This is a genomic window from Streptomyces sp. NBC_00435 (genome assembly GCF_036014235.1).
Classification (GTDB): Bacteria; Actinomycetota; Actinomycetes; order Streptomycetales; family Streptomycetaceae; genus Streptomyces.
Genome location: NZ_CP107924.1, coordinates 5,743,025 through 5,763,896, shown reverse-complemented (window position 1 = coordinate 5,763,896; position 20,872 = coordinate 5,743,025). Strand labels below are relative to the sequence as shown.

23 protein-coding genes are annotated in these 20,872 nt (G+C 72.1%); 9 read left to right on the top strand and 14 right to left on the bottom strand.

Annotation, left to right across the window (positions count from 1 at the left end):
* Window positions 1-35: 35 nt before the first annotated feature.
* From OG389_RS26560 to OG389_RS26550, 3 genes are all read left to right on the top strand, one after another.
* The gene (locus tag OG389_RS26560; protein WP_328300958.1) at window positions 36-1,037 is read left to right on the top strand and encodes an aldo/keto reductase; all 1,002 of its coding nucleotides are present in this window, start codon (window positions 36-38) and stop codon (window positions 1,035-1,037) included.
* 300 nt (window positions 1,038-1,337) lie between these two features.
* A complete protein-coding gene (locus OG389_RS26555) occupies window positions 1,338-2,543 on the top strand; it encodes a PQQ-dependent sugar dehydrogenase (protein WP_328300956.1) in 1,206 nt (401 codons plus the stop codon).
* A 42-nt stretch (window positions 2,544-2,585) separates the two neighbouring features.
* Window positions 2,586-2,759, top strand: coding sequence for a DUF6191 domain-containing protein (locus OG389_RS26550; protein WP_328300955.1), 174 nt, complete (start codon window positions 2,586-2,588; stop codon window positions 2,757-2,759).
* Between the two features lie 4 nt (window positions 2,760-2,763).
* Here OG389_RS26550 and OG389_RS26545 read toward each other — a convergent pair whose 3' ends face one another.
* The 7 genes from OG389_RS26545 to OG389_RS26515 form a co-directional block, all read right to left on the bottom strand.
* Window positions 2,764-5,811: a helix-turn-helix transcriptional regulator gene (locus OG389_RS26545; protein WP_328300954.1), complete on the bottom strand. Its 3,048-nt coding sequence runs from the start codon at window positions 5,809-5,811 to the stop codon at window positions 2,764-2,766.
* Window positions 5,812-5,891: 80 nt separating this feature from the next.
* Complete coding sequence (locus OG389_RS26540) at window positions 5,892-6,059, bottom strand: hypothetical protein (RefSeq protein WP_328300953.1); 168 nt, start codon at window positions 6,057-6,059, stop codon at window positions 5,892-5,894.
* Window positions 6,060-6,216: 157 nt separating this feature from the next.
* Window positions 6,217-6,423: a hypothetical protein gene (locus tag OG389_RS26535; protein WP_328300952.1), complete on the bottom strand. Its 207-nt coding sequence runs from the start codon at window positions 6,421-6,423 to the stop codon at window positions 6,217-6,219.
* An 86-nt stretch (window positions 6,424-6,509) separates the two neighbouring features.
* Window positions 6,510-7,091, bottom strand: coding sequence for a hypothetical protein (locus OG389_RS26530; RefSeq protein ID WP_328300951.1), 582 nt, complete (start codon window positions 7,089-7,091; stop codon window positions 6,510-6,512).
* Between the two features lie 171 nt (window positions 7,092-7,262).
* Complete coding sequence (locus tag OG389_RS26525; protein ID WP_328300950.1) at window positions 7,263-7,817, bottom strand: GNAT family N-acetyltransferase; 555 nt, start codon at window positions 7,815-7,817, stop codon at window positions 7,263-7,265.
* A 39-nt stretch (window positions 7,818-7,856) separates the two neighbouring features.
* Complete coding sequence (locus tag OG389_RS26520) at window positions 7,857-10,106, bottom strand: MMPL family transporter (RefSeq protein WP_328300949.1); 2,250 nt, start codon at window positions 10,104-10,106, stop codon at window positions 7,857-7,859.
* A gap of 180 nt (window positions 10,107-10,286) precedes the next feature.
* On the bottom strand, window positions 10,287-10,697 hold the full coding sequence (locus OG389_RS26515; protein WP_328304123.1) for a signal peptidase I: 411 nt from the start codon (window positions 10,695-10,697) through the stop codon (window positions 10,287-10,289).
* Between the two features lie 177 nt (window positions 10,698-10,874).
* Between OG389_RS26515 and OG389_RS26510 the strand changes: the two genes are divergently transcribed.
* Window positions 10,875-11,636: a GNAT family N-acetyltransferase gene (locus tag OG389_RS26510; RefSeq protein ID WP_328304121.1), complete on the top strand. Its 762-nt coding sequence runs from the start codon at window positions 10,875-10,877 to the stop codon at window positions 11,634-11,636.
* A gap of 210 nt (window positions 11,637-11,846) precedes the next feature.
* Entirely contained in the window at window positions 11,847-12,365 is a 519-nt protein-coding gene (locus tag OG389_RS26505; protein WP_328300948.1) for a DinB family protein, read from the top strand.
* Between the two features lie 88 nt (window positions 12,366-12,453).
* Here OG389_RS26505 and OG389_RS26500 read toward each other — a convergent pair whose 3' ends face one another.
* On the bottom strand, window positions 12,454-12,708 hold the full coding sequence (locus OG389_RS26500; protein ID WP_443059347.1) for an SIP domain-containing protein: 255 nt from the start codon (window positions 12,706-12,708) through the stop codon (window positions 12,454-12,456).
* Between OG389_RS26500 and OG389_RS26495 the strand changes: the two genes are divergently transcribed.
* The gene (locus tag OG389_RS26495; RefSeq protein WP_328304119.1) at window positions 12,655-13,011 is read left to right on the top strand and encodes a penicillin acylase family protein; all 357 of its coding nucleotides are present in this window, start codon (window positions 12,655-12,657) and stop codon (window positions 13,009-13,011) included. The two genes, OG389_RS26500 and OG389_RS26495, sit on opposite strands and share 54 nt — an antisense overlap.
* On the top strand, window positions 13,008-13,655 hold the full coding sequence (locus OG389_RS26490; protein WP_328300947.1) for a GNAT family N-acetyltransferase: 648 nt from the start codon (window positions 13,008-13,010) through the stop codon (window positions 13,653-13,655). Before OG389_RS26495 ends, OG389_RS26490 begins: the two co-directional genes overlap by 4 nt.
* On the opposite strand, the gene OG389_RS26485 is transcribed toward OG389_RS26490, so the two are convergent.
* Window positions 13,615-14,271, bottom strand: coding sequence for an alpha/beta fold hydrolase (locus OG389_RS26485; RefSeq protein ID WP_328300946.1), 657 nt, complete (start codon window positions 14,269-14,271; stop codon window positions 13,615-13,617). The genes OG389_RS26490 and OG389_RS26485 overlap by 41 nt on opposite strands.
* On the opposite strand from OG389_RS26485, the gene OG389_RS36835 reads away from it, so the two are divergent.
* The gene (locus OG389_RS36835) at window positions 14,197-14,739 is read left to right on the top strand and encodes a Scr1 family TA system antitoxin-like transcriptional regulator (protein WP_443059346.1); all 543 of its coding nucleotides are present in this window, start codon (window positions 14,197-14,199) and stop codon (window positions 14,737-14,739) included. The two genes, OG389_RS26485 and OG389_RS36835, sit on opposite strands and share 75 nt — an antisense overlap.
* Here the strand turns inward: OG389_RS36835 and OG389_RS26480 are convergent.
* Window positions 14,642-14,932: a hypothetical protein gene (locus tag OG389_RS26480; RefSeq protein ID WP_328300945.1), complete on the bottom strand. Its 291-nt coding sequence runs from the start codon at window positions 14,930-14,932 to the stop codon at window positions 14,642-14,644. The two genes, OG389_RS36835 and OG389_RS26480, sit on opposite strands and share 98 nt — an antisense overlap.
* Window positions 14,933-15,087: 155 nt before the next feature.
* Between OG389_RS26480 and OG389_RS26475 the strand changes: the two genes are divergently transcribed.
* Window positions 15,088-16,962, top strand: coding sequence for a protein kinase domain-containing protein (locus OG389_RS26475; RefSeq protein WP_328300944.1), 1,875 nt, complete (start codon window positions 15,088-15,090; stop codon window positions 16,960-16,962).
* 75 nt (window positions 16,963-17,037) lie between these two features.
* Here OG389_RS26475 and gatB read toward each other — a convergent pair whose 3' ends face one another.
* Genes gatB through gatC form a run of 4 tightly spaced genes read right to left on the bottom strand, consistent with a single transcriptional unit; the run spans window position 17,038 to window position 20,625 of the window.
* Window positions 17,038-18,546, bottom strand: a complete 1,509-nt coding sequence (gene gatB / locus OG389_RS26470) for an Asp-tRNA(Asn)/Glu-tRNA(Gln) amidotransferase subunit GatB (RefSeq protein ID WP_328300943.1) — start codon at window positions 18,544-18,546, stop codon at window positions 17,038-17,040.
* A gap of 15 nt (window positions 18,547-18,561) precedes the next feature.
* On the bottom strand, window positions 18,562-18,825 hold the full coding sequence (locus OG389_RS26465; protein WP_328300942.1) for a hypothetical protein: 264 nt from the start codon (window positions 18,823-18,825) through the stop codon (window positions 18,562-18,564).
* The gene (gatA, locus tag OG389_RS26460) at window positions 18,822-20,324 is read right to left on the bottom strand and encodes an Asp-tRNA(Asn)/Glu-tRNA(Gln) amidotransferase subunit GatA (protein WP_328300941.1); all 1,503 of its coding nucleotides are present in this window, start codon (window positions 20,322-20,324) and stop codon (window positions 18,822-18,824) included. The genes OG389_RS26465 and gatA overlap by 4 nt, the downstream gene beginning before the upstream one ends.
* 4 nt (window positions 20,325-20,328) lie before the next feature.
* Window positions 20,329-20,625: an Asp-tRNA(Asn)/Glu-tRNA(Gln) amidotransferase subunit GatC gene (gatC, locus tag OG389_RS26455; protein WP_007266718.1), complete on the bottom strand. Its 297-nt coding sequence runs from the start codon at window positions 20,623-20,625 to the stop codon at window positions 20,329-20,331.
* Between the last annotated feature and the right edge of the window lie 247 nt (window positions 20,626-20,872).

Here is a 20,872-nt window from a genome sequence, read left to right as displayed (position 1 = left end):
TAGTTTGTGTGCCGGACCGGGAGGGGGACGCACGGGTGGAGCGCAGGGCGATCGGGTCGGGGGCGCTGACGGTGGGCGCCATAGGGCTCGGATGCATGCCGATGAGCGGGGCGTACGCGCCTTCGCGCAAGCGGCGCGAGGACTCGCTGCGCACCGTGCACACGGCGCTGGACCTGGGCGCGAACCTGCTGGACACCGCCGACCTCTACGGCCCCTACACCAATGAGCTGCTGCTGGGGCGGGTACTGCGCGAGCGCCGGGCGGACGCCTTCGTGTCCGCGAAGGCGGGGCTGCGGGCGGACGGGCCGCATGTGGTGGCCGACGGGCGCCCGGGGTACCTGCGACGGGCCTGCGACGCCTCGCTGCGGCGGCTGCGCACGGACGTCATAGACCTGTACCAGCTGCACCGGGTGGACCCGGACGTGCCGGTCGAGGAGACGTGGGGCGCGATGGCGGAGCTGGTGGGCGCGGGGAAGGTGCGGGCGCTCGGCTTCTGCGCGCTGGGCGCGGGGACCGGGCCGGGCGCGGGGCGGCGCGGGGACCGGGCGTACGGGGCGACCGTGCGGCACCTGGAGCGGGCGCAGCAGGTGTTCCCGGTGAGCGCGGTCCAGGCGGAGCTGTCGGTGTGGTCGCCGCAGGCGGCCTGGCGGCTGCTGCCGTGGTGCGCGGCGCGCGGGGTGGGCTTCCTGGCGGCGATGCCACTGGGGAGCGGGTTCCTGACCGGGACGCTGACTCCGGGCGAGGGGTTCGAGCCGCAGGACGTGCGGGCCATGCATCCGCGGTTCACCGCGTACGCGATGGCGGCGAACCAGGTGCTGGTGGCGGGCCTGCGACGGGTCGCCCGGCGGCACGGGGACGCGGTCACGGCGGCGCAGGTGGCGCTGGCGTGGGTGCTGGCGCAGGGTCCGCAGGTGGTGCCGGTGCCGGGGGCCGGGCAGGCGCGGTGGGCGGCGGAGAACGCGCGGGCGGCGGAGGTCCGGCTGACCGCCGCGGACCTGGTGGAGCTGTCGGAGCTGCCGGCCCCGGTGGGCGCCTGAGGCGGATTTCCGGGCCGGCTCCGCAACCACTCGATCGAGTGTACGAGTGGCGGAACTTGCGGCATGGTCGTGGCTGTTGAGTCTGGTGAAGGCACGATCGGAGGACCGGAGGGGAGCACGGCGATGCGATACGGACACGAGCAGGGACAGGCGCGGGGACAGGGCCGGGAACGGGGACGGGGACCCGCGCGGGGAACGGCGCAGGCACCCGCGCGGGGAACGGCGCAGGCACCCGCGCAGGGAGCGGCTCAGGGACCAGGGCCGGAGCACGACCAGGAGCAGCGGCGGCCACGGGTGCCGATGTCGTACGTCGGCCCGCGCGCCCGGACCCGCGGAGTGCTGGCGGCGTTCGCCCTGGCGGGGTGCGGAGCGCTGCTGGCGGCGGGCTGCTCGCCGCAGGGCGGCACGACGGCCCGGCCGGGCGGATCGCCACCGGGCCCGGCGTCCAGCCCACCACCACCGGGGGCATCCGGCGGGCCGTCCGCCTCTCCGTCGGCCTCCGGGCCGCCGGCCAAGGGCCAGGTCACGGTGACCGGGGTGGTCGCCAAGGACCTGGAGTCCCCGTGGGGCGTGGCTCCACTGCCCGACGGGAACCTGTTGGTCGCCTCGCGGGACAAGGGAACGATCAGCCGGGTCGACGTGGGCACGGGCACGGTGACCCAGGTCGGCAAGGTGCCCGGGGTGGCCCCGGGCGGCGAGGGCGGGTTGCTGGGCCTGGCCCTGTCCCCCTCTTTCGCCTCGGACCGCATGGTCTACGCGTACTTCACGACCGAGTCCGACAACCGCATCGCCCGGCTGCGCTACGACGAGAAGAGAGCGCCCGGCGATCAACTGGGCGCTCCTGACACGGTGTTCAGGGGGATCCCCAAGGGTCTGATCCACAACGGCGGGCGCATCGCCTTCGGCCCGGACAAGATGCTCTACGCCGGGACGGGAGAGACCGGGGAGAGCGGGCTGGCCCAGGACAAGAAGTCGCTGGGCGGGAAGATCCTGCGGATGACCCCGGACGGACAGCCTGTGCACGGGAATCCTGAGGCCGATTCGGTCGTCTATTCCTATGGGCACCGCAATGTGCAGGGCCTGGCCTGGGACAAGGACAAGCGGCTGTGGGCGGCCGAGTTCGGCCAGAAGACCTGGGACGAGCTGAATCTGATCGAGCCCGGCGGGAACTACGGCTGGCCGGAGGCTGAGGGGAAGGCCGGCAAGCCGGGGCTGCGCGATCCGGTGGCGGTGTGGAAGACCGACGAGGCCTCGCCGAGCGGGATCGCCTGGGCACAGGGCTCGGTCTGGATGGCCGGGCTGAAGGGGCAGCGGCTCTGGCGGATTCCGCTGGCCGGGGCCGAGCCGGTGGCGGAGCCCGAGGCCTTCCTGCAGGGTGAGTACGGCCGGCTGCGCACCGTGGTGGCCCTCGGTGGGGACAGATTGCTGCTGGTCACGAGCGAGACGGACGGGCGCGGGTCGCCGGAAGCCGGCGACGACAGGATCCTGACACTGACAGTGCGATGACCGGCGGGCCCCGATCGGGGGACGAAAGGCACGGTGGGCACGATGTTCAACATGATCGAGGAGCTCTTCAGCCCCGGACGCAAGCACACGGACGACGAGAAGAAGCGGCTGGAGCTTTCCCGGATCGACGTCAGTGACGGCGACCCGGGAAAGGGCCCGATAGACCTGGACTCCGGCAGGGTGCTCATACGCACGACGGAGCACCCGGCCGACTAGGGCACTACGCCGTCCGGGCGGCCTGCGGGGAGCCGGATCCGAAGAGCCGCAGCCGGTGGGCCAGAGCGGCGGCCTCGCCGCGGCCCGCGACCCCGAGCTTCGCCAGGATGTTGGAGACGTGCACGCTCGCCGTCTTCGGGGAGATGAAGAGCTCCTCGGCGATCTGGCGGTTGGTGTGCCCCACCGCGACCAGGCGCAGCACGTCCCGTTCACGGCTGGTCAGGCCCAGCGCCTCGACCGGATCGGTGTCCGGCGCCGGCAGGACCTTGGGGGCGTCCAGGGGGGTGATCGGGAGCCGGGCGCGCTGCGCGAGCAGGGCCAGGTCCTCGCGGAGCCGGCGGGCGCCGAGCCGCTCGGCGGTGGCATGGGCCTCGTGGAGCAGACGCGTCGCGGCCTCGCGGTCGCCGCCGGCCGCCAGCAGGGCCTCCACGAGCCGGTGCCGGGCCCTGGCCAGCAGGTACGGGCGCTCCAGCGAACGTACGGCCCGTTCCACGGCCGTCCAGTCGGCGACGGTGTCGCGGGTCTCGGCCCGCAGCAGCTCCGCCCTGAGGTACTCCGAATGGGCGGTCCACAGCGGGACCGGGGTGGCCAGTGCCCGGGCGGCGGTGCGCAGCACCGTCAGCGCTTCCTCCCGGCCGGCCTCGGCGACCGGCAGGCCCCGGGCATCGGCCTCGGCCGAGGCTGCGGCGAGCAGCAGCGGCCAGGCGTAGCGGTGGTTGCCGAGCGGGAAGCCGTAGTCGACGGCCGTGATCACTTCGGTGCGGACGTCGGTTATCCGGCCCTCCCCCGCGGCCACCCCGATCGCGAGGCGGAACAGCGGGATCCGGTGCTGGGGCTGGCCGTTGTGGGAGCCGAAGTGGGCGCGGGCGGCGGTGAGCTGGGCGGCGGCCTCGGCGAGTTCGCCGCGGGCCAGCGCCAGGTAGGACAGCCGTGCGGCTGCGGCCGCGCGCGGAGCGGCGCTGCTGACGAGGGCCAGGGTGCGCCGGGCCTCCGTCGCGGACTCGTCCCATCGGCCGAGGCTGTAGAGGCTCTCCGCCATGTTCCCGCGGACCCAGGCCTCGGAGTCCATCAGCTGGGACTTCTTGACCAGTGCGACACCTTGTTCGGCCAGTTCCACGGCTTCGCGGGACCGGCCCATGCTTTCCAGATGAGAGGTCAGGTTGATATGAGCGCGTCCCGCCAGCATGCCGAGCCCGAGTTCGGCGGCCCGGTCCTTGACGGAGAACATCTCGGTGAGACCGCGCTCGGGTTCGCCCGAGTCGACGAGCAGGCTGCCGACAGTGATGCGGGCGTTGAGTTCCGTGTCCTCGGCTCCGACCATCCGGGCGTACTCCACGGCGCGTTCGGCGGCGACCAGGTTGTCGGGGCCCGGCTGGTGGAGCATCCCCCAGCTCGCGGCCCGGACCAGGACGTCGGCGTGCACCTGGGACGGGGGCAGCCCGCGGACGAGCTCCTGGGCCCTGGCGAGCTCCGCCCAGCCGTCGCCGCGGGCGAGGGCGGCGATCAGCCGGGAGCGCTCCGTCCAGAACCAGGCGGCGCGCAGCGGGTCGTGGCCGTCGTCCAGCGTCCGCAGGGCCGTCTTGGTGAGCTTCAGGGCGCGCTCGCGTTCGCCGCCGAAACGGGCCGCGACGGTGGCTTCGGCCAACAGGTCGAGGCGTTGCAGCGGGGTGGTCGCCGGGTCGCAGCCGCAGGGCGGGTACACCTCGGTGTAGTCCGCCGGGCGCAGTGCGCCGCGTACCTCCTCCGGTACGGCCTCCCACAGTTCCATGGCCCGCTCCAGCAGCCGGAGCTGCTCGGAGTAGGCGTGCCGGCGCCTGGCGGCCACCGAGGCGGCGAGTACGGCGGGCAGGGCCTTGACCGCGTCGTTGGCGTAGTACCAGTAGGTGGCGAGCCGGATGACCCGCTCCTCGGCGCGGATCAGCGAGTCGTCCTCCTCGAGCGCCTCGGCGTAGCGGCGGTTGACCCGGGCGCGCTCACCGGGCAGCAGGTCGTCGGATACGGCCTCGCGGACCAGGGAGTGGCGGAAGCGGTAGCCGTCGCCGTCGGAGGTGGCGATGAGGATGTTGGCGCCGACCGCCGACCGCAGGGCCTCGATGAGTTCGTCCTCGGTGAGCCGGGTGACGGCGCGCAGCAGGTCGTACTCCACCGTGGAGCCGCCTTCGGCGACGATGCGCACGACGCGCTGCGCGGCGTCCGGGAGGACTTCGACGCGCACGAGGAGGAGGTCGCGCAGGGATTCGGTGAGGCCGGTGAGGCAGCCGCTGGCGCGGGAGGCGACGAGTTCCTCGACGAAGAAGGCGTTGCCGTCGGAGCGGTCGAAGACCGATTCGACGAAGTCCTCGTCGGGCTGGGAGGCGAGGATGCCGGCGAGCTGGCGGCGTACCTCGGCCCGGTTGAACCGCGGCAGCTCGATGCGCTGGACGGTGCGCAGCCGGTCGAGTTCGGCGAGGAGCGGGCGCAGCGGGTGGCGGCGGTGCACGTCGTCCGCCCGGTAGGTGGCGACCACCACGAGCCGGCCGCTGCCCAGGGCGCGCAGGAGGTACGCGAGCAGGTGGCGGGTGGAGGCGTCCGCCCAGTGCAGGTCTTCCAGGACGAGGACGACGGTGCGGTCGGCGGCGAGCCGTTCCAGCATCCGGGCCGTCAGCTCGAAGAGCCGGGCGGTGCTCTCCTCGTCGTGCGGGCCGCGGGGGGTCTCGCCGAGTTCGGGGAGGATGCGGGCGAGTTCGTCCTCCTGGCCGACGGCCGCGGCGGCCAGTTCGGCGGGGAGCAGGCGGTGCAGGGTGCGCAGGGCGGTCGAGAAAGGGGCGAAGGGAAGGCCCTCCGCCCCGATCTCCACACAGCCTCCGACGGCGACGACCGCGCCGCGGCGGTCGGCCTCGCAGAGGAACTCCTCGGTGAGGCGGGTCTTCCCGACTCCGGCCTCGCCCCCGATGAGCAGTGCTTGCGGCTCCTGGCCGGCGGCGCGCGTCAGGGCGTCGGTGAGTACGGCCAGTTCGTCGGCTCGGCCGACGAACACCGGGCTGACGGATCTGGTTTCCACGCCGCCGAGCATCGCACAGAGGCCCTGGTCAACGGCACTCGTTATTGGTGCGCTTCTCATCACGTGCCGGTTCACACGGTTGCGGTCGCGGGTTACGCGGCGCGGGCGAAGCGGCCGCGGTGTCCTCTCACCGACCCCTCCGGTTCCTGGTTCCGAGAGAGGAAGCGACGGCTCTTCTTCGCCTCCTGGACCAGGCGGTACGCGTCGGCCTCGCGGATGAGTTCGTCGCGGCGGGTGGCGGCGATCTCGTACTGGAACATCTTGTACTCCCTGGTGGTGTTTCTCGGGCACCTCGTTCGGTGTGATCCAAGAATCTCCTCCCAGGGGGTACCGGCACATCGGGAGCATGCCGCATCTGCACGGGCCAGGGGGCCTTAGGCCGCGGCCCTGGGACCCTGAGGTGGCCTAAGGAGGCGCCTAGGGCCTGTCCGAACCGGGCGTTGCGGCGAAGTGCCCGGCCCATTCACGGAGTCGTGCGCGCTCCTGCCACCAGGCCCGTACGGTTGGCGCCAGGTAGGTCTCGGCCGGGGCGAGGGCGATGACCGTCCCACGCCGGGGGGCCTCGGCTCCGGCTGACGCGCGCACGGCGGGGAGGGGATCCCAGTACCCCTGATGATCGTTCACACCGGTCCCCTCCGCGGTTCCCAGCAGGATCCGGCGGGGGCAGGCAGGCGCCGGCCGGGGCCCTGTGGCGGGCCCCGGCGGGATGCCTAGGCGGCGCTGGGGGCTACCGGGAGGGAAAGCACGTACATGAAGGCGAAGGTGATCAGGCCGATGGCGGCGACGACCACGGCGGCCCAGGACACGGAACGGACCCAGGTCGGGAGGGTGCGGCCGGGGGTGCCGAAGGCCGGGCGGGCCAGGACGAAGACGGCGATGAGCAGCGCGATCGTCGACAGGACGCCGTTGACCAGGGCGGTCATCTGCCAGGCGTTGCCGTACAGGGCCTCGATCTTCGCCTCGGTGCTGGTGGCGTTGGCCGAGCTGATCTGACCCTTGAGGGTCTCGCGCTCGGCCAGGACGCGCGAGGTCCAGCTGCCGCTGAGGGCGATCAGGCCGAGACCGGCGGCGACGATCGCGGAGGCTCCGGCCGCGACACCACTGCTCTGCTGCTCCTCGTCCGAAGCCTCGAGCTCGTCGTCGAGGTCGGCGTCGAGCTCCTCGTCGAGGATCTCCTCGGTGGCGGCGCTGTCCGCGGCGACCGGGGCGGCCGTCTCGTCGGTGGCCTTGGTCAGGTCGGCCGGGGATTCCGCCTCGGGAGCGGTCGTGTCGGCGGTCTTCGTGGTGTCCATGCGGGGCACCGTAGGCGGCTTTTCTGAGAGGTTCCTGAGAATCCGGCCGGGTCGTCACCACCGCCCGCCCCGAGTCCGCGGGGGATGCGGGGCGGTGCGGTGGCGGGGGCCGGATGCGCGGGACCGGCGGGCGCCTGCCCGGGCGCTCACGTGGCCGCCTGCCTGGGCTTCTTACGCGGACGCGGCCGGGGTCCACTCGTGGGCGAGGATCGCCCAGAGCTCGGTGTCCTGACGGACTCCGCGGTGCAGGTGGTTCTGGCGCATGACGCCTTCGCGGGTCATGCCGAGACGCTCGGCCACGGCGAGGCTCTTCTTGTTGCCGGTGGCGGCGTGCCATTCGACGCGGTGCATGCCGCGCTCACCGAAGGCGTAGTCGATCAAGACACTGCAGGCCTTGGTGACCAGGCCGCGGCCGGCCGCGGCGGGCTCCAGCCAGCAGCCGATCTCGCAGTTGCCGCTCGCGGCGTCGAACGCCGGGAAGAGGACTCCGCCCACGAGCGTGCCCTCGAGTCGGATCCCGAAGAACCGCGCGCCGTCCTCCCCCGCGGTGAGTGCGTACTTGGCCAGCAGCGCGCGGGCGGACTCGAGGTCGGAGGACCGGTCCGGGAAGCCGACGTACTGGCCGATGAACTCGCGTCCGCGTTCGATGTGCGCGAAGAACTCCTCCGCGTGCCGGGCTTCCAGGGGGAACATCTGGGCGTCGTCGGCGAGGTCTATCGAGAACATGCGCGTTCTTCCTTGGGTGTGTGGCGGCGGATGGCCTGATCACCGGGAGCTGGTGGCGGGCTCAGCTCCGTCCTCGCTCGTGGCGGGGTCCGCGCCGGGCCGCTGCAGGGGAAGTTTCGCATGCGCTCGGCACTCCGGGGGCTCGATGCTGATCCTCGGCAGCCTCCGGTCCAGCCAGTCCGGGAGCCACCAGTTGGCTCCGCCGAGCATGTGCATCAGGGCCGGCACGAGGAGCGTCCGCAGGACGAACGCGTCGAGGGCGACGGCCACGGCGAGCGCGATGCCGAACATCGCGATGAGCCGGTCGCCGCTGAGCACGAAGGCCAGGAAGACGGAGATCATGATGACGGCCGCCGAGTTGATCACCCGGCTGGTCTCGGCGAGGCCGACGCGCACGGCCTTCTTGTTGTCCCCGGTCTCCAGCCACTCCTCGTACATCCGGCTCACGAGGAAGACCTGGTAGTCCATGGACAGTCCGAAGAGCACCGAGACCATGATCACCGGCAGGAAGGGTTCGATCGGTCCGGCGCTGCCCAGCCCCAGAGGTTCGCTGCCCCAGCCCCACTGGAAGACCGCGACGACGACTCCGAAGGAGGAGGCGACGGCGGCGACGTTCATGGCGGCCGCCTTGACCGGGATGCCGATGGAGCGGAAGGCCAGCAGCAGGAGTACGCAGCCCAGCGCGATGACCACCCCGACGAAGAGCGGCAGTTTGCCGACGATGACCTCGGCGAAGTCGTCGTACCCGGCGGTCACACCGCCGACGTGGGCCTGCATGGTGTTGCCGTGCGCGGCGCGCGGGATGACCTCCTCGCGCAACGCTGCGACCAACGCGCTCGTGTCCCGGGACTGCGGCGGGGAGTCCGGCACGACGGCGATGACGGCGGTGTCGCCGCTGCGGTTGAAGACCGCCGGTCCGGCGGAGGCCACGCCCCCGGTCGTACGGAGCGACTCGGCCAACCCTTCCACGGCGACCCGGTCGGCGGCGCCGCCGAGGCGCGCGACCACCGTCAGCGGGCCGTTCATCCCCGGGCCGAACCCCTCCGCGAGCAGGTCGTAGGCCTTACGGGTGGTGGAGCCGGCCGGGTTGTTGCCCTGGTCGGAGGTGCCGAGGTGGAGGGAGAGCGTGGGCAGCGCCAGCACCACCATGACCACCGCGGCGAGGAACCCGAGCAGCTTGGGGTGGCGCTCGACGAAGCCCGACCAGCGGGCGGCGAAGCCGGTGACCGACTCGGCCCGCGGACCCTCCGCCGCCAGCCTGCGGCGCTCGCGGCCGGAGAGAGCGCGCGTACCGATGTACGAGAGGAGCGCGGGCAGCAGCGTCACCGAGGCGGCGACGGTCAGCACCACGGTGAGGGAGGCGGCGATCGCGACGCCGTTGAGGAAGTTCAGCCGGAGCACCAGCATGCCGAGCAGCGCGATGCAGACGGTGGCCCCCGCGAAGACGACGGCCCGGCCGGTGGTGGCGACGGCGTTCTCGGCGGCCTCCGCGACCGGGAGCCCGCGCTGGAGTCCCTTGCGGTGTCGGGTGACGATGAACAGCGCGTAGTCGATGCCGACACCGAGGCCCACGAGCGTGCCGAGCATCGGGGCGAAGTCGGCGACCGGCATCGCGTGCCCGAGGAGGGTGATGCCGAAGTAGGCGGTGCCCACGCTGACCAGGGCGGTCGCGATGGGCAGCAGGCTCGCGGCCAGCGAGCCGAAGGCCAGGAACAGCACCACGGCCGCGATGGCCACGCCGATGACCTCGGCGAGGTGCGCACTGGGGGCCTCGGTGAGACCGATGGCGCGGCCGCCGAGCTCGACCTGGAGGCCGTCGGCCTGGGTCGCCGGGTTCTTCGCGGCGGCCACGACGGCCTTGGCCTCGCCCTTGGGCACGGAGTCGGCCTGCTGGTCGAAGGTGACCACGGCGTAGGCGGTGCGCCCGTCGGGGCTGACCTGGGCGGCGGCCCCGGGTTCGGGACCGTAGGGGCCGGCCACCGACCCGACGCCGGGCAGCCGGGCCACCGAGTCCAGCGCCCGCGTCATGCGCTCCTCGACGGCGGGCGTACGCACGCTCTGGTGTTCCGGGGCCCGCCACACGATGGTGTCGGTGTCGCCGCCCTGACCGTGGAAGCCTTCGCGGAGCAGGGCGTGCGCCTTGCTGGACTCGGTTCCGGGGACCTCGTAGTCATTGGAGAACGCCGCTCCGGCGCCGACGGCGGCCGCGGCGGTCCCGAGGAAGGCGAGGAGCCAGATGAGTACGGCAACGAGTCGGTGTCGCATGCACCAGCGTGCGATGGCTGCCAACGGACGAGCTCCCTGGTGGTTCTATGGTCTACACCTTCACGATCCCAGCGTTCCGTGATCGTTGGCTGCCTTCGTGGGCATCGTCACAGGCTGCCGACCAGGTGCGGGACCATGGTCACACGGGCTTCGGAACGGAGGTCCGGCCGGACTGGTCATCGGTCCCCGGATCGTCGGTGTGGTTCATCGATCCGGATCGCGGTCCGGATCGTCGGTCCGGTACCCCGGCAGCGAGGGCCAGCGCACGGTGAGCACTACCGAGTCCTCCTCCGCGTACCAGGAGTGGTCGACACCGCGCCCCCACACGACGTAGTCCCCCTGCTCGGCGAGCACGACGCTCCGGCCGGGGAACTCCAGCCGGAACCGCCCGCTGATCAGCACCTGCAACGCCGTACGCGACTCGCCGCGCACCCACTGCGCCCGCTCGTCACCCTTGGGGTGGACGCCCCACTTGATCTCCACGTCCTCGCTGTGGCGGGGATCGCCGGGCGCCTTGAAGTGGCCCAGCAGCCAGCCCCGGTCGAGCGCGGCGTCGGGGGTGGCCTTGCCGGTGTGGACGGCGGGGTCGGCGGGGTGGGGGGACGGGGGGTGCACGGGGTGCGTGGGGTCGCTCACCTGGTGAGGTTAATGCAGTTGTCGGGGGCGGTCGGCGGCTGGTGAGCTGGCCGGATGACGACGGACCGAGACGACCCGCTGGACCACCCGCTGGACCACCCGCTGAACGACCCGCTGAACGACCTGCTGAAGGTGCGTGCCGAGTTCGACTCCGCGATGCGCCGCAACGCCCAGCCCGACACCAGCGACGCGCGCGTGGAACGGGTGGGATCGGTCGTACGGCAGATCGTGCCCGGAGCCGGCGGGAGCATGGTGCTCTGGTCCGACCTCGACGAGAGTACGGCGGACGCGGCGATCGCGGAGCAGGTGCAGTTCTTCACGGAACTGGCCGCACGGGGCGAGGTCCCGGAGGCGGAGTTCGAGTGGAAGCTCTACGACTACGACCGCCCCGCCGACCTGGGCGAGCGACTGCGCGCGGCGGGCTTCGTGGCGGAGCCCGCGGAGACGCTGCTGGTGGGGCGTACGGCGGACATCGCCACCCTGTCGGTGGAGCCGCCGGAAGGCATCAGCTTGCGGGTGGTGACCGACGAGGAGGGCGTGGACCTGATGATGGAGGCCCACCGCCGCGCCTTCGGCTCGGACCGGCCGCGCATCAGGGAGCTGATGCTGAACCTGCTGAGGGACGAGCCGGACACCATCGAAGCGGTCGTAGCGATGGCGGGCGACACCCCGGTCAGCGCGGCCCGGATGGAGATGCGCCCGGGGACAGCCTTCGCGGGCCTGTGGGGCGGCGGCACGGTCCCGGAGTGGCGGGGCCACGGCATCTACCGCTTCCTGGTCGCCCACCGAGCCCGAGTGGCGGCGGAGCATGGCATCCCCTACCTCCAGGTCGACGCATCGGAGGACAGCCGCCCGATCCTGCAACGGCTGGGCTTCGAAGTCCTGGGGGTCACCGTGCCATGGGTTTGGGTGGGGTAGGGGGCGTTGACGGTGGGTGGGGTGGGGGCTGCGGGGGGCCTTCACCTTCAGCTGGACCTTGCAGGCCTCGTGGACCTCGCTGATCCCGTGGACCTTATGGGTAATACAGGGGGAACTTGGCGGCATATCTTCCACTTTGGAACAAAAGATGCACGCCGGACAGGGGTGAACGCCTTCCACCCCCGGGGCCAACGGGGCAAGATCGCTGTCATGGCAGCAACAGAACCCACCCACCGCATCGGGCCGCCCCTCACCGGGGGCGAGCGCGAAACGCTCCGCGCTTACCTCGACTTCCACCGGGCCACCCTCGCCTGGAAGTGCGACGGCCTCACCGACGAGGAACTGCGCCGGCAGTCGTCCCCGCCCTCCACCCTGTCCCTGCTCGGGCTGGTCCGGCACATGGCGGAAGTCGAGCGGCACTGGTTCCGCCGCACCCTGGGTGGGGCGGACGTCCCGCATCTGTGGTCGGACACGCACGACTTCCAGGCCGCCTACGACGCCTCCGGCTCGACCCGCGCCGAGGCCTTCGCGGCCTGGGAGGCGGAGGTCGAGCACTCGCGCGCGGTGGAGGAGGCCGCCGAGTCCCTCGATGTGACGGCGCACGTCGAGAGGTGGGAGGAGGACGCCTCGCTCCGCGCGCTCATGCTGCACATGATCCACGAGTACGCCCGCCACAACGGCCACGCGGACTTCCTCCGCGAGGCCGTCGACGGCGTCACGGGCACGTAACCGCCCGCACGCTCGCGGGCTTCGGACTCGGACTTCAGGAGTCCTGAGGCCCCAGGCCTCAGACCTCAGGCCTCAGGCCTCAGGCCCGTCAGTACCCCAGCCCGTTGACCCGCCCCTTCGGGATCGCCAGGTCCTTGCGGAGCCAGCCCGTCAGGGTGCGGGTGGTGGCGGTGTCGCAGGCCAGCCAGACGTACGCCGACCCCGCCTCCCCGAGGAGGGGCGGGAGTTCGGCGCGGACGCGCTCGGTCAGCGCCGAACTCCCGCCCGCGCCGGGCACGTCCGCGCCGCCCTGGAGGAGACGGCGGCCGCGAGCGCGCCCGACACCCCCTGGTCCGAGGTCCACCGGCTCGCCCCCTGGTCGGCGCTGCCGGATCCGGACGCCGAGTGGCCGGGGGTCGGCGGCGACCACGACCGCCTCAACGCCACGTCCACGGTCCCTGGTTTCACCGATCGCACCACCGGCGCCCCGGCGGCCCGCTACATATGGGACCTGGCCCGCTGTGAGGACATCCTCTGGGTGGTCCCGCTCGGCGCGGACGGCGTCGCCGGAAGCCCGCACCACCGCGACCAGCTCCCGCTCCGGGCGCGTTGTGAACTCGTCCCGGTCGTCACCGACTGGTCCCGCCTCACCAAGGAATCCGCATGACCACCTCCACCGGCACCACCGCCCCCGACGCCGCCGCGCCCGCACCCGCCACCCGGCAGCCCGTCCACATCCATGTCGTCGAGGGCTTAGGCACCGTCACCCTGACGCCCCTCGACCCGGCCGCCGACTCCGGGCTCGTCCATGCCTGGGTCTCCGAGGGGCGGGCCGCCTTCTGCGGCACGGGCGGAGTCGGCCGCGAGCTGGTGCGGGAGGCCTACGAGGCCCTGGACCGCCGCACCACCCGCCACGCGTACCTCGCGCGGTGCGAGGGGCAGCCGGTCGCGCTGTTCCAGACGTACGACTGCGCGGAGGACCGGGTCGGCGGGTGCTACGAGGTCCGGCCCGGGGACATCGGCGTGCACCTGCTGATCGACCCGGACCACGGTGGCGCCGAACAGGCCCTGCCCACGGCCCTGTCGAACGTCTTCCTCACCTACCTCCTGTCCGAGCCCTCGGTGCGCCGCGTCGTGGCCGAGCCGGACGCCCGCGACGACGGGGCCATGGACCGGCTGCAGCGGACCGGTTTCACGCTCGGCCCGGAGGTGGAGCTCCCGGAGATCGACTTGCCGGGGGGCCGCCTCCCGGCCAAGCGGGCCCGGCTGCTCACGCTCGACGTGTCGGGAGCGCTGCCAGAAATCCGGTGACCAGGTCCGCCCACTCCCGCGGGAGCTCGGCGAACGGCAGGTGCCCGGTGGGCAGTTCCGCCCACCGGGCACCGGGCAGTGCATCGGCCACCTCCCGCTGGACATCGAGCGGTACGAGGCGGTCGGCGGTGGTCGCGATGACGAGCGCGAGTACGTCGAGCCGTGCGATCTCGGCCCGCAGGTCGGCCCCCCGCACCAGCGCGGCATGGTCCCCGCCGCCGGGCGGGAAGGACGCGGCGGTGGCGCGCACGGCCGCCTCCACCTGCTCGCCGGTCAGCCCCTCCAGCACCTGCGGGCTGAGGGTGAGCGGTACGAGGAGCCGCGCGAGCGGCTCGGTCTCCTCGCGCCGGGCCAGCTCCGACCAGAGGTCGGTGATGAGCCCGAGCCACCGTCCGACCCGGGCGAAGGCCAGTTCGAGCGGTCGCGTGGCGCGCGGGGTCGTCCCCGTACCGGGGTGGTCGACGCCGACGACGGTGTGGACCGCGGCCAGACCATCGAGGATCGGACCGAAGTTCGACAACAGGTCCCAAAGGAACGTCTCGTGGCGCGTCCTGGGCACCGGCCCCGAGACGATCGCCTCCATGGAGCAGGGCCGCCGGCTCCTCCAGCCGCGCATGGCGGCGACCCTCGACGACCTGTTCGGGACGGGCGGCCTGCTGGGCGCGTCCCGGGCAAGATCCCGAAGCGGGAGCGGTACCCGGCCTTCGCGATCGACTTCATCACGCACGAGCGGGACGCGGAGAGCCTCTTCCCGTACGAGAACTCGGTGATCCCCAGGTTGCTCCAGACCCCCGAGTACGCGGCGGCCGTCTTCGGCTGCCTGTACCCGCCGATGACCCCGGAGGAGATCGAGGTGCAGACGGCCGGGCGGTTGACCCGCCAGTCCATGCTGGCGCGCAAGCCCTGGCCGCCGATATGGGATCCTGCGGAACCAGGCGCTGTCCATGGAGGACGGCAAGCGCCTGCTGGACGACCTGCTGGGAGAGTCATGACCCACGCGTCGCGGGGTCGAGCGCGGCCCGGTCGGTGTCCTCCACCTGGCGTTCCCGCATGGTGTGCGGATACCGGTCGAGGGCGGAAGTGAACTGCCGGGCGTCCCGGTGGAGATCCGCGGAGCAGGTGCGCCACAGCAGCAGGTTCTCGCGCACCGCGTCGTGTCTTCGCACGAGCTCGATCTCGCGGGCCTTCGCACGCGCCGCGCCCCGCCGGGTGAGCAGCGCGCCGCCCAGCGTGCCCGCGACTCCCGCCGCGGCGATGACCATCGCACCGATCTCCACCGGTCCGCCCCCTGATTCAGTCTTCCCCGTGCGCAGTCTGCCGGGCGCCCGCCCGTGAAGTCCCCGAAGGTGGTGCACAGGCCGATTCCCATTGACCCCACCAACCACCTCACGGGAAGCTGATCCCCACTCAAACAATCGGCGCTGGGGGGAAATTGACCAGCCAGAATCTGCACATCGGTCCGGACGCGGCGGCAGACCGCTACCGACTGCTCCGGTCCATCGGGCGCGGCGGGGAGGCCGTGCTCTATCTCGCGGAGATCGAGCTCGCGGGTGGGTCCGAGCCCGTCGTCGTGAAGGTGCTCGACTCCAAGACCACGATCACCCCGGACGTGTTCGACCGCATCAGTCAGAAGTGGAACGAACAGGCCGAGCTGCTGCGCTTCGTCCACCGGCCGGGCGTCGTGGGCGTCCGGGAGCACTTCGAGGGGCCGCCGATCCACCGTCCCGGGGAATCGGGGACGCTGACCGGGCGGGCCCTCGTCCTGGTCATGAACCACGTGGACGGACTCGACCTGCGGGACTGGCGGGCCGAGCGGACGCTCGCCACCGCCGCCGAGCGGCGCGAGGTGATGCGCACGCTGGAGCAGCTGGCCGACGTACTGGACTGGCTGCACTCGGGGAAGGCCACCCCGTCCGGGCGCCAGGTGATCCACGGTGACCTGTCCCCGGGCAACGTCATGGTCGACGCCCACGGGCAGGCCACCCTGGTGGACTTCGGCCTCAGCAAGCTGACCGCCGACCACCAGACGGCCGAGGTCTGGTTCACCCCGGGCTACGCGGCTCCCGAGGTGTTCGACGGGAAGCGGACCCCGGGTGCGGACCGGTACGCCTTCGGGGCCATCGCGTACTTCATGCTGAGCGGGGAATCGCCGCCCGCGACCCCCGAGTTGCTGGCGCAGGCCCTTGTGCGGCTGCCGCAGTTCGCGGTGCTGGACGCGGAACAGCGGGCGCGGATCGCTTCCATCTTCGCGTCCGATCCGCTGAAGCGTCCGGTGAACCTGGCCGGGTGGATGAAGGACATCCGGCACGCGGTGGTGTCCACCACCACCTCCACCTCTCAGCGGGTGGTCCAGGCCGTGCCCCCGGCCCCGGTGGCGGCCCCGCCGAAGCCGGTGGCCCCGCCCCAGCAGCGGCCGACGCCTCCGGTGGCCGCCCCGGTGCTCCCGGCGGCGCCCCCGGCTGAGCCGGCGTACACACCGCCGCCCGCCCAGCCCCTGTACACCCCACCGCCCACCGAGCCGGTGTACACACCGCCGCCCGTGCGGGCGAGCGTGCCGCAGGGGTACGGTCCCGCGCCCGCGACCGGCTCCCCCACCGAGCCGCTGCCCACGGTCACGTCCCCGCCCACGCCGCCGCGCAAGAAGCGGCGGACCGGGCTGGTGCTCGGGGCGGTGCTCGCGGTGCTGGTGGTGGGCGCCGCCTCGGTGATCGGCGTAAAGCTCCTCGGGGACAAGGAGGAAGGGCACGGCTCGAACACGGCGAGCGGCGGGGACAAGGCGGCCTCGTCCTCCTCGGCCCCCGAGAGCCCGACTCCCTCGCCGACGCCGACGCCCAGCTCGTCGGCGTCCGAGTCCGACTCCCCGACCACCCAGCCCACGGCGACCGGCTCCCAGCCATCGGGGGTCGCGCCGGACGTCAAGGCGGCCGACCTGACCGTCATGGGCCCGGTCAACGGCGACCTGGGCGGATTCGACGTCGGTCCCGCCAAGATCAACACCAAGCAGTACGGGGCCGCGTTCATCCAGGAGAGCAGCTGCAACTTCGACGCCCAGACCGAGTTCGACCTCAACCGTGAGTGGAAGACGCTGGAGTTCACCGCGGGGATCGACGACGGCTCGACGAACGAGAAGGGGCGGGTCACCATCTCGCTCGACGGCAAGCCCGCCGCCTTCTCCGAGCTCGTGGAACTGGGCAAGCCGATCACGCGCACGGTGGACGTGAGCGGAGCCCTGCGGCTTCGCGTCAAGGTGGACAAGGGCTGCGACAACGGCACGGTCGTCATCGCCGGCCCCCAGCTGGGTCGCTGAGACCACGAAGGCCCCGTACCGGATCCCACCGGTACGGGGCCTTCGTGCGCGCGGACCGCGCGAACTCCTGCGGACCTACTCCGAGACGCCCAGGCGCTCCAGGATGAGCTCCTTGACGCGCGCCGCGTCGGCCTGGCCGCGGGTGGTCTTCATGACCGCTCCGACCAGCGCGCCGACGGCGGCGATCTTGCCGCCGCGGATCTTGTCGGCGATGCCCGCGTTGCCCGCGATGGCCTCGTCCACGGCCGCGCCGAGCGCGCCCTCGTCCGAGACGACCTTCAGGCCGCGCTTCTCGACGACCTCGTCCGGGGTGCCCTCGCCGGCGAGGACGCCTTCGAGGACCTGGCGGGCCAGCTTGTCGTTGAGCTCACCGGCCGCCACCAGGGCCGCGACGCGCGCGACCTGGACGGGGGTGATGGGCAGCTCGTCGACGACGACGCCCTGCTCGTTGGCGTTGCGCGCCAGCTCGCCCATCCACCACTTACGGGCGGCGGTCGAGTCGGCACCGGCCTCGATGGTCGCGACGATGGAGTCCACCGCGCCCGCGTTGAGGATCGACTGCATGTCGTGCTCGGTGACGCCCCACTCCTGCAGGAGGCGGTTGCGGCGCACGCGCGGCATCTCCGGCAGACCGGAGCGCAGCTCCTCGACCCAGGTGCGGGCCGGGGCGATGGGGACCAGGTCGGGCTCCGGGAAGTACCGGTAGTCCTCGGCGTTGTCCTTGATGCGGCCGGCCGTGGTGGAGCCGTCCTCCTCGTGGAAGTGCCGGGTCTCCTGCACGATCGAGCCGCCGGAGGAGAGCACCGCCGCGTGGCGCTGGATCTCGAAGCGGGCGGCGCGCTCGACGGAGCGCAGCGAGTTGACGTTCTTCGTCTCGCTGCGGGTGCCGAACTCTGACTCGGGGGTGGGGCGCAGCGACAGGTTGACGTCGCAGCGCATCTGGCCCTTGTCCATGCGGGCCTCGGAGACGCCGAGGGCCTTGATGACCTCGCGCAGCTCGGCGACGTACGCCTTGGCGACCTCGGGGGCCCGTACGCCCGCGCCCTCGATCGGCTTGGTGACGATCTCGATGAGGGGGATGCCGGCGCGGTTGTAGTCCAGCAGGGAGTGGGACGCGCCGTGGATACGGCCGGTGGCGCCGCCGACGTGCAGCGACTTGCCGGTGTCCTCCTCCATGTGGGCGCGCTCGATCTCCACGCGGAAGATCTCGCCGTCCTCCAGCTGGACGTCGAGGAAGCCGTTGAAGGCGATCGGCTCGTCGTACTGGGAGGTCTGGAAGTTCTTCGGCATGTCCGGATAGAAGTAGTTCTTCCGGGCGAAGCGGCACCACTCGGCGATCTCGCAGTTGAGCGCGAGACCGATCTTGATGGCGGACTCGATGCCGATCTCGTTGACGACGGGCAGCGCGCCGGGCAGGCCCAGACAGACCGGGCAGGTCTGCGAGTTGGGCTCGGCACCCAGCTCGGTCGAGCAGCCGCAGAACATCTTGGTCTTCGTGCCGAGCTCGACGTGGACCTCGAGGCCCATGACGGGGTCGTACGACGCGAGGGCGTCCTCGTACGACAGCAGTTCGGTGACAGTCACAGTGGAAATTCCCTCTCAGCCCAGCAGGACGTCGTCGTCGCCGAGACGCTTCAGTTCGCGGTACAGGATCGCGAGGCCGGTGACGATGGCGGCGGCGGACACGACGGCGTCGATCAGCTTCAGCGTGTCGTGCTCGGTGCGGGCCTTGCGGGCCTGCTTGACGACGCTGAGGGCACCGAAGGCGGTGGTGCCGATCGACAGGTACGTACCGGACTTGGACTTCCTGAAGCCCTTGGCCTTGGACAGCGCGCTCGTACTGGTACTCGTACTCGAACTCACAGCGACGGAGCCTCCTCAAGCAGCGGGTGGCCCCAGCGCTCGATGAAGGCGGCCTCGACGGCGGCGCCGACCTTGTACAGCCGGTCGTCCTTCATCGCCGGGGCGATGATCTGCAGTCCGACCGGGAGGCCGTCCTCCGGGGCCAGGCCGCAGGGCAGCGACATGGCGGAGTTGCCGGCCAGGTTGGTCGGGATGGTGCACAGGTCCGCGAGGTACATCGCCAACGGGTCGTCGGTGCGCTCACCGATCGGGAAGGCGGTGGTGGGCGTGGTCGGGGAGACGATCACGTCGACCCGCTCGAAGGACTTCTCGAAGTCCTGCGTGATGAGCGTGCGGACCTTCTGGGCGGAGCCGTAGTACGCGTCGTAGTAGCCGGAGCTGAGCGCGTACGTGCCGAGGATGATGCGGCGCTTGACCTCGTCGCCGAAACCGGCTTCGCGGGTCAGCGCGGTGACGTCCTCGGCGGACTTGGTGCCGTCGTCGCCGACGCGCAGGCCGTAACGCATGGCGTCGAAGCGTGCCAGGTTCGAGGAGCACTCGGACGGCGCGATGAGGTAGTACGCGGCCATCGCGAGGTCGAAGGACGGGCAGTCCAACTCGACGATCTCGGCGCCGAGCTCCTTGAGGAGCTCCACCGACTCGTTGAAGCGCTGGACGACGCCGGCCTGGTAGCCCTCGCCGGCGAACTGCTTGACCACACCGACGCGCATGCCGGCGACGGAGCCGTTGCGGGCCGCCTCGACGACCGGCGGGACCGGGGCGTCGATGGAGGTGGAGTCGAGCGGGTCGTGCCCGGCGATCACCTCGTGGAGCAAGGCCGTGTCCAGGACGGTGCGGCCGCAGGGGCCGCCCTGGTCCAGGGAGGAGGAGAAGGCGACCATGCCGTAGCGGGAGACCGCGCCGTAGGTGGGCTTCACGCCGACGGTGCCGGTGACGGCGGCGGGCTGGCGGATGGAACCGCCGGTGTCCGTGCCGATGGCCAGCGGGGCCTGGAAGGCGGCCAGCGCGGCCGCGGAGCCGCCGCCGGAGCCGCCGGGGATCCGGGTGAGGTCCCAGGGGTTGCCGGTGGGACCGTAGGCGCTGTTCTCGGTCGACGACCCCATGGCGAACTCGTCCATGTTGGTCTTGCCGAGGATGACGACGTCGGCTTCCTTCAGCCTGCGCGTCAGGGTGGCGTCGTAGGGCGGGATCCAGCCTTCGAGGATCTTCGAACCGACGGTGGTCGGGACCCCGACGGTGGTGAAGATGTCCTTGAGGGCGAGCGGTACGCCGGCCAGCGGGCCGAGCTTCTCGCCGGCCTGGCGCTTGGCGTCGACGGCGCGCGCCTGCGCGAGGGCACCCTCGCGGTCGACGTGCAGGAAGGCGTGAACCTTCTCGTCGGTCGCCTCGATGCGGGCCAGGTGGGCCTCGGTGACCTCGACGGCCGTGAGGACGCCGGAAGCGATCTTCTCGGCGGTCTCGGCGGCGGTGAGCCTGATGATGCTGTGCGTGTCGGTCATGTTGTTAGTCCTCCCCCAGGATCTGCGGCACCTTGAAACGCTGCTGCTCCTGGGCGGGAGCGCCGGAAAGCGCCTGCTCGGGGGTGAGCGACGGACGGACCTCGTCCGCGCGCATGACGTTCGTCAGCGGCAGCGGGTGGGAGGTCGGCGGGACGTCTTGGTCGGCGACCTCGGAAACGCGGGCGACCGCGCCGATGATGTCGTCGAGCTGTCCAGCGAAGTGGTCGAGCTCTTCGCTCTTCAGCTCCAGACGTGCCAGCCGAGCGAGGTGGGCGACCTCCTCGCGCGTGATGCCAGGCATGCAGCGATCCTCTGGGGGTGGTGAGTGAGTGTGTGGGTTCCGGGCCCAATCCTATGGGGCCCGGCCCCCACCCGGCGCCCCGGTTTCCCCCGGGGGCGGTACGGGCCCCCCGCACGGGCCCGTTTCACCCGTCGGCCGCGGGTGTGCCACTGCGCGGGGCGAAGTCCCCTCCCCACCCTTCCACCGTTCCTCGGGGCTCCGCCCCAGACCCCGCTCCTCGAACGCCGGAGGGGCTGGTGATCGGACG

Coding starts and splice junctions, on each gene's coding strand:
- OG389_RS26525 (WP_328300950.1), bottom strand. CDS start 7,817: ATGTTCTCGATAGACCTCGCCGACGACGCCCAGATGTTCCCCCTGGAA.
- OG389_RS26550 (WP_328300955.1), top strand. CDS start 2,586: ATGTTCAACATGATCGAGGAGCTCTTCAGCCCCGGACGCAAGCACACG.
- gatA (WP_328300941.1), bottom strand. CDS start 20,324: ATGACCGACACGCACAGCATCATCAGGCTCACCGCCGCCGAGACCGCC.
- OG389_RS26540 (WP_328300953.1), bottom strand. CDS start 6,059: ATGTTCCAGTACGAGATCGCCGCCACCCGCCGCGACGAACTCATCCGC.
- OG389_RS26555 (WP_328300956.1), top strand. CDS start 1,338: ATGTCGTACGTCGGCCCGCGCGCCCGGACCCGCGGAGTGCTGGCGGCG.
- OG389_RS26505 (WP_328300948.1), top strand. CDS start 11,847: ATGGCAGCAACAGAACCCACCCACCGCATCGGGCCGCCCCTCACCGGG.
- OG389_RS26490 (WP_328300947.1), top strand. CDS start 13,008: ATGACCACCTCCACCGGCACCACCGCCCCCGACGCCGCCGCGCCCGCA.
- OG389_RS26485 (WP_328300946.1), bottom strand. CDS start 14,271: ATGCGCGGCTGGAGGAGCCGGCGGCCCTGCTCCATGGAGGCGATCGTC.
- OG389_RS26510 (WP_328304121.1), top strand. CDS start 10,875: ATGCGCCGCAACGCCCAGCCCGACACCAGCGACGCGCGCGTGGAACGG.
- gatC (WP_007266718.1), bottom strand. CDS start 20,625: ATGCCTGGCATCACGCGCGAGGAGGTCGCCCACCTCGCTCGGCTGGCA.
- OG389_RS26545 (WP_328300954.1), bottom strand. CDS start 5,811: ATGCTCGGCGGCGTGGAAACCAGATCCGTCAGCCCGGTGTTCGTCGGC.
- OG389_RS26530 (WP_328300951.1), bottom strand. CDS start 7,091: ATGGACACCACGAAGACCGCCGACACGACCGCTCCCGAGGCGGAATCC.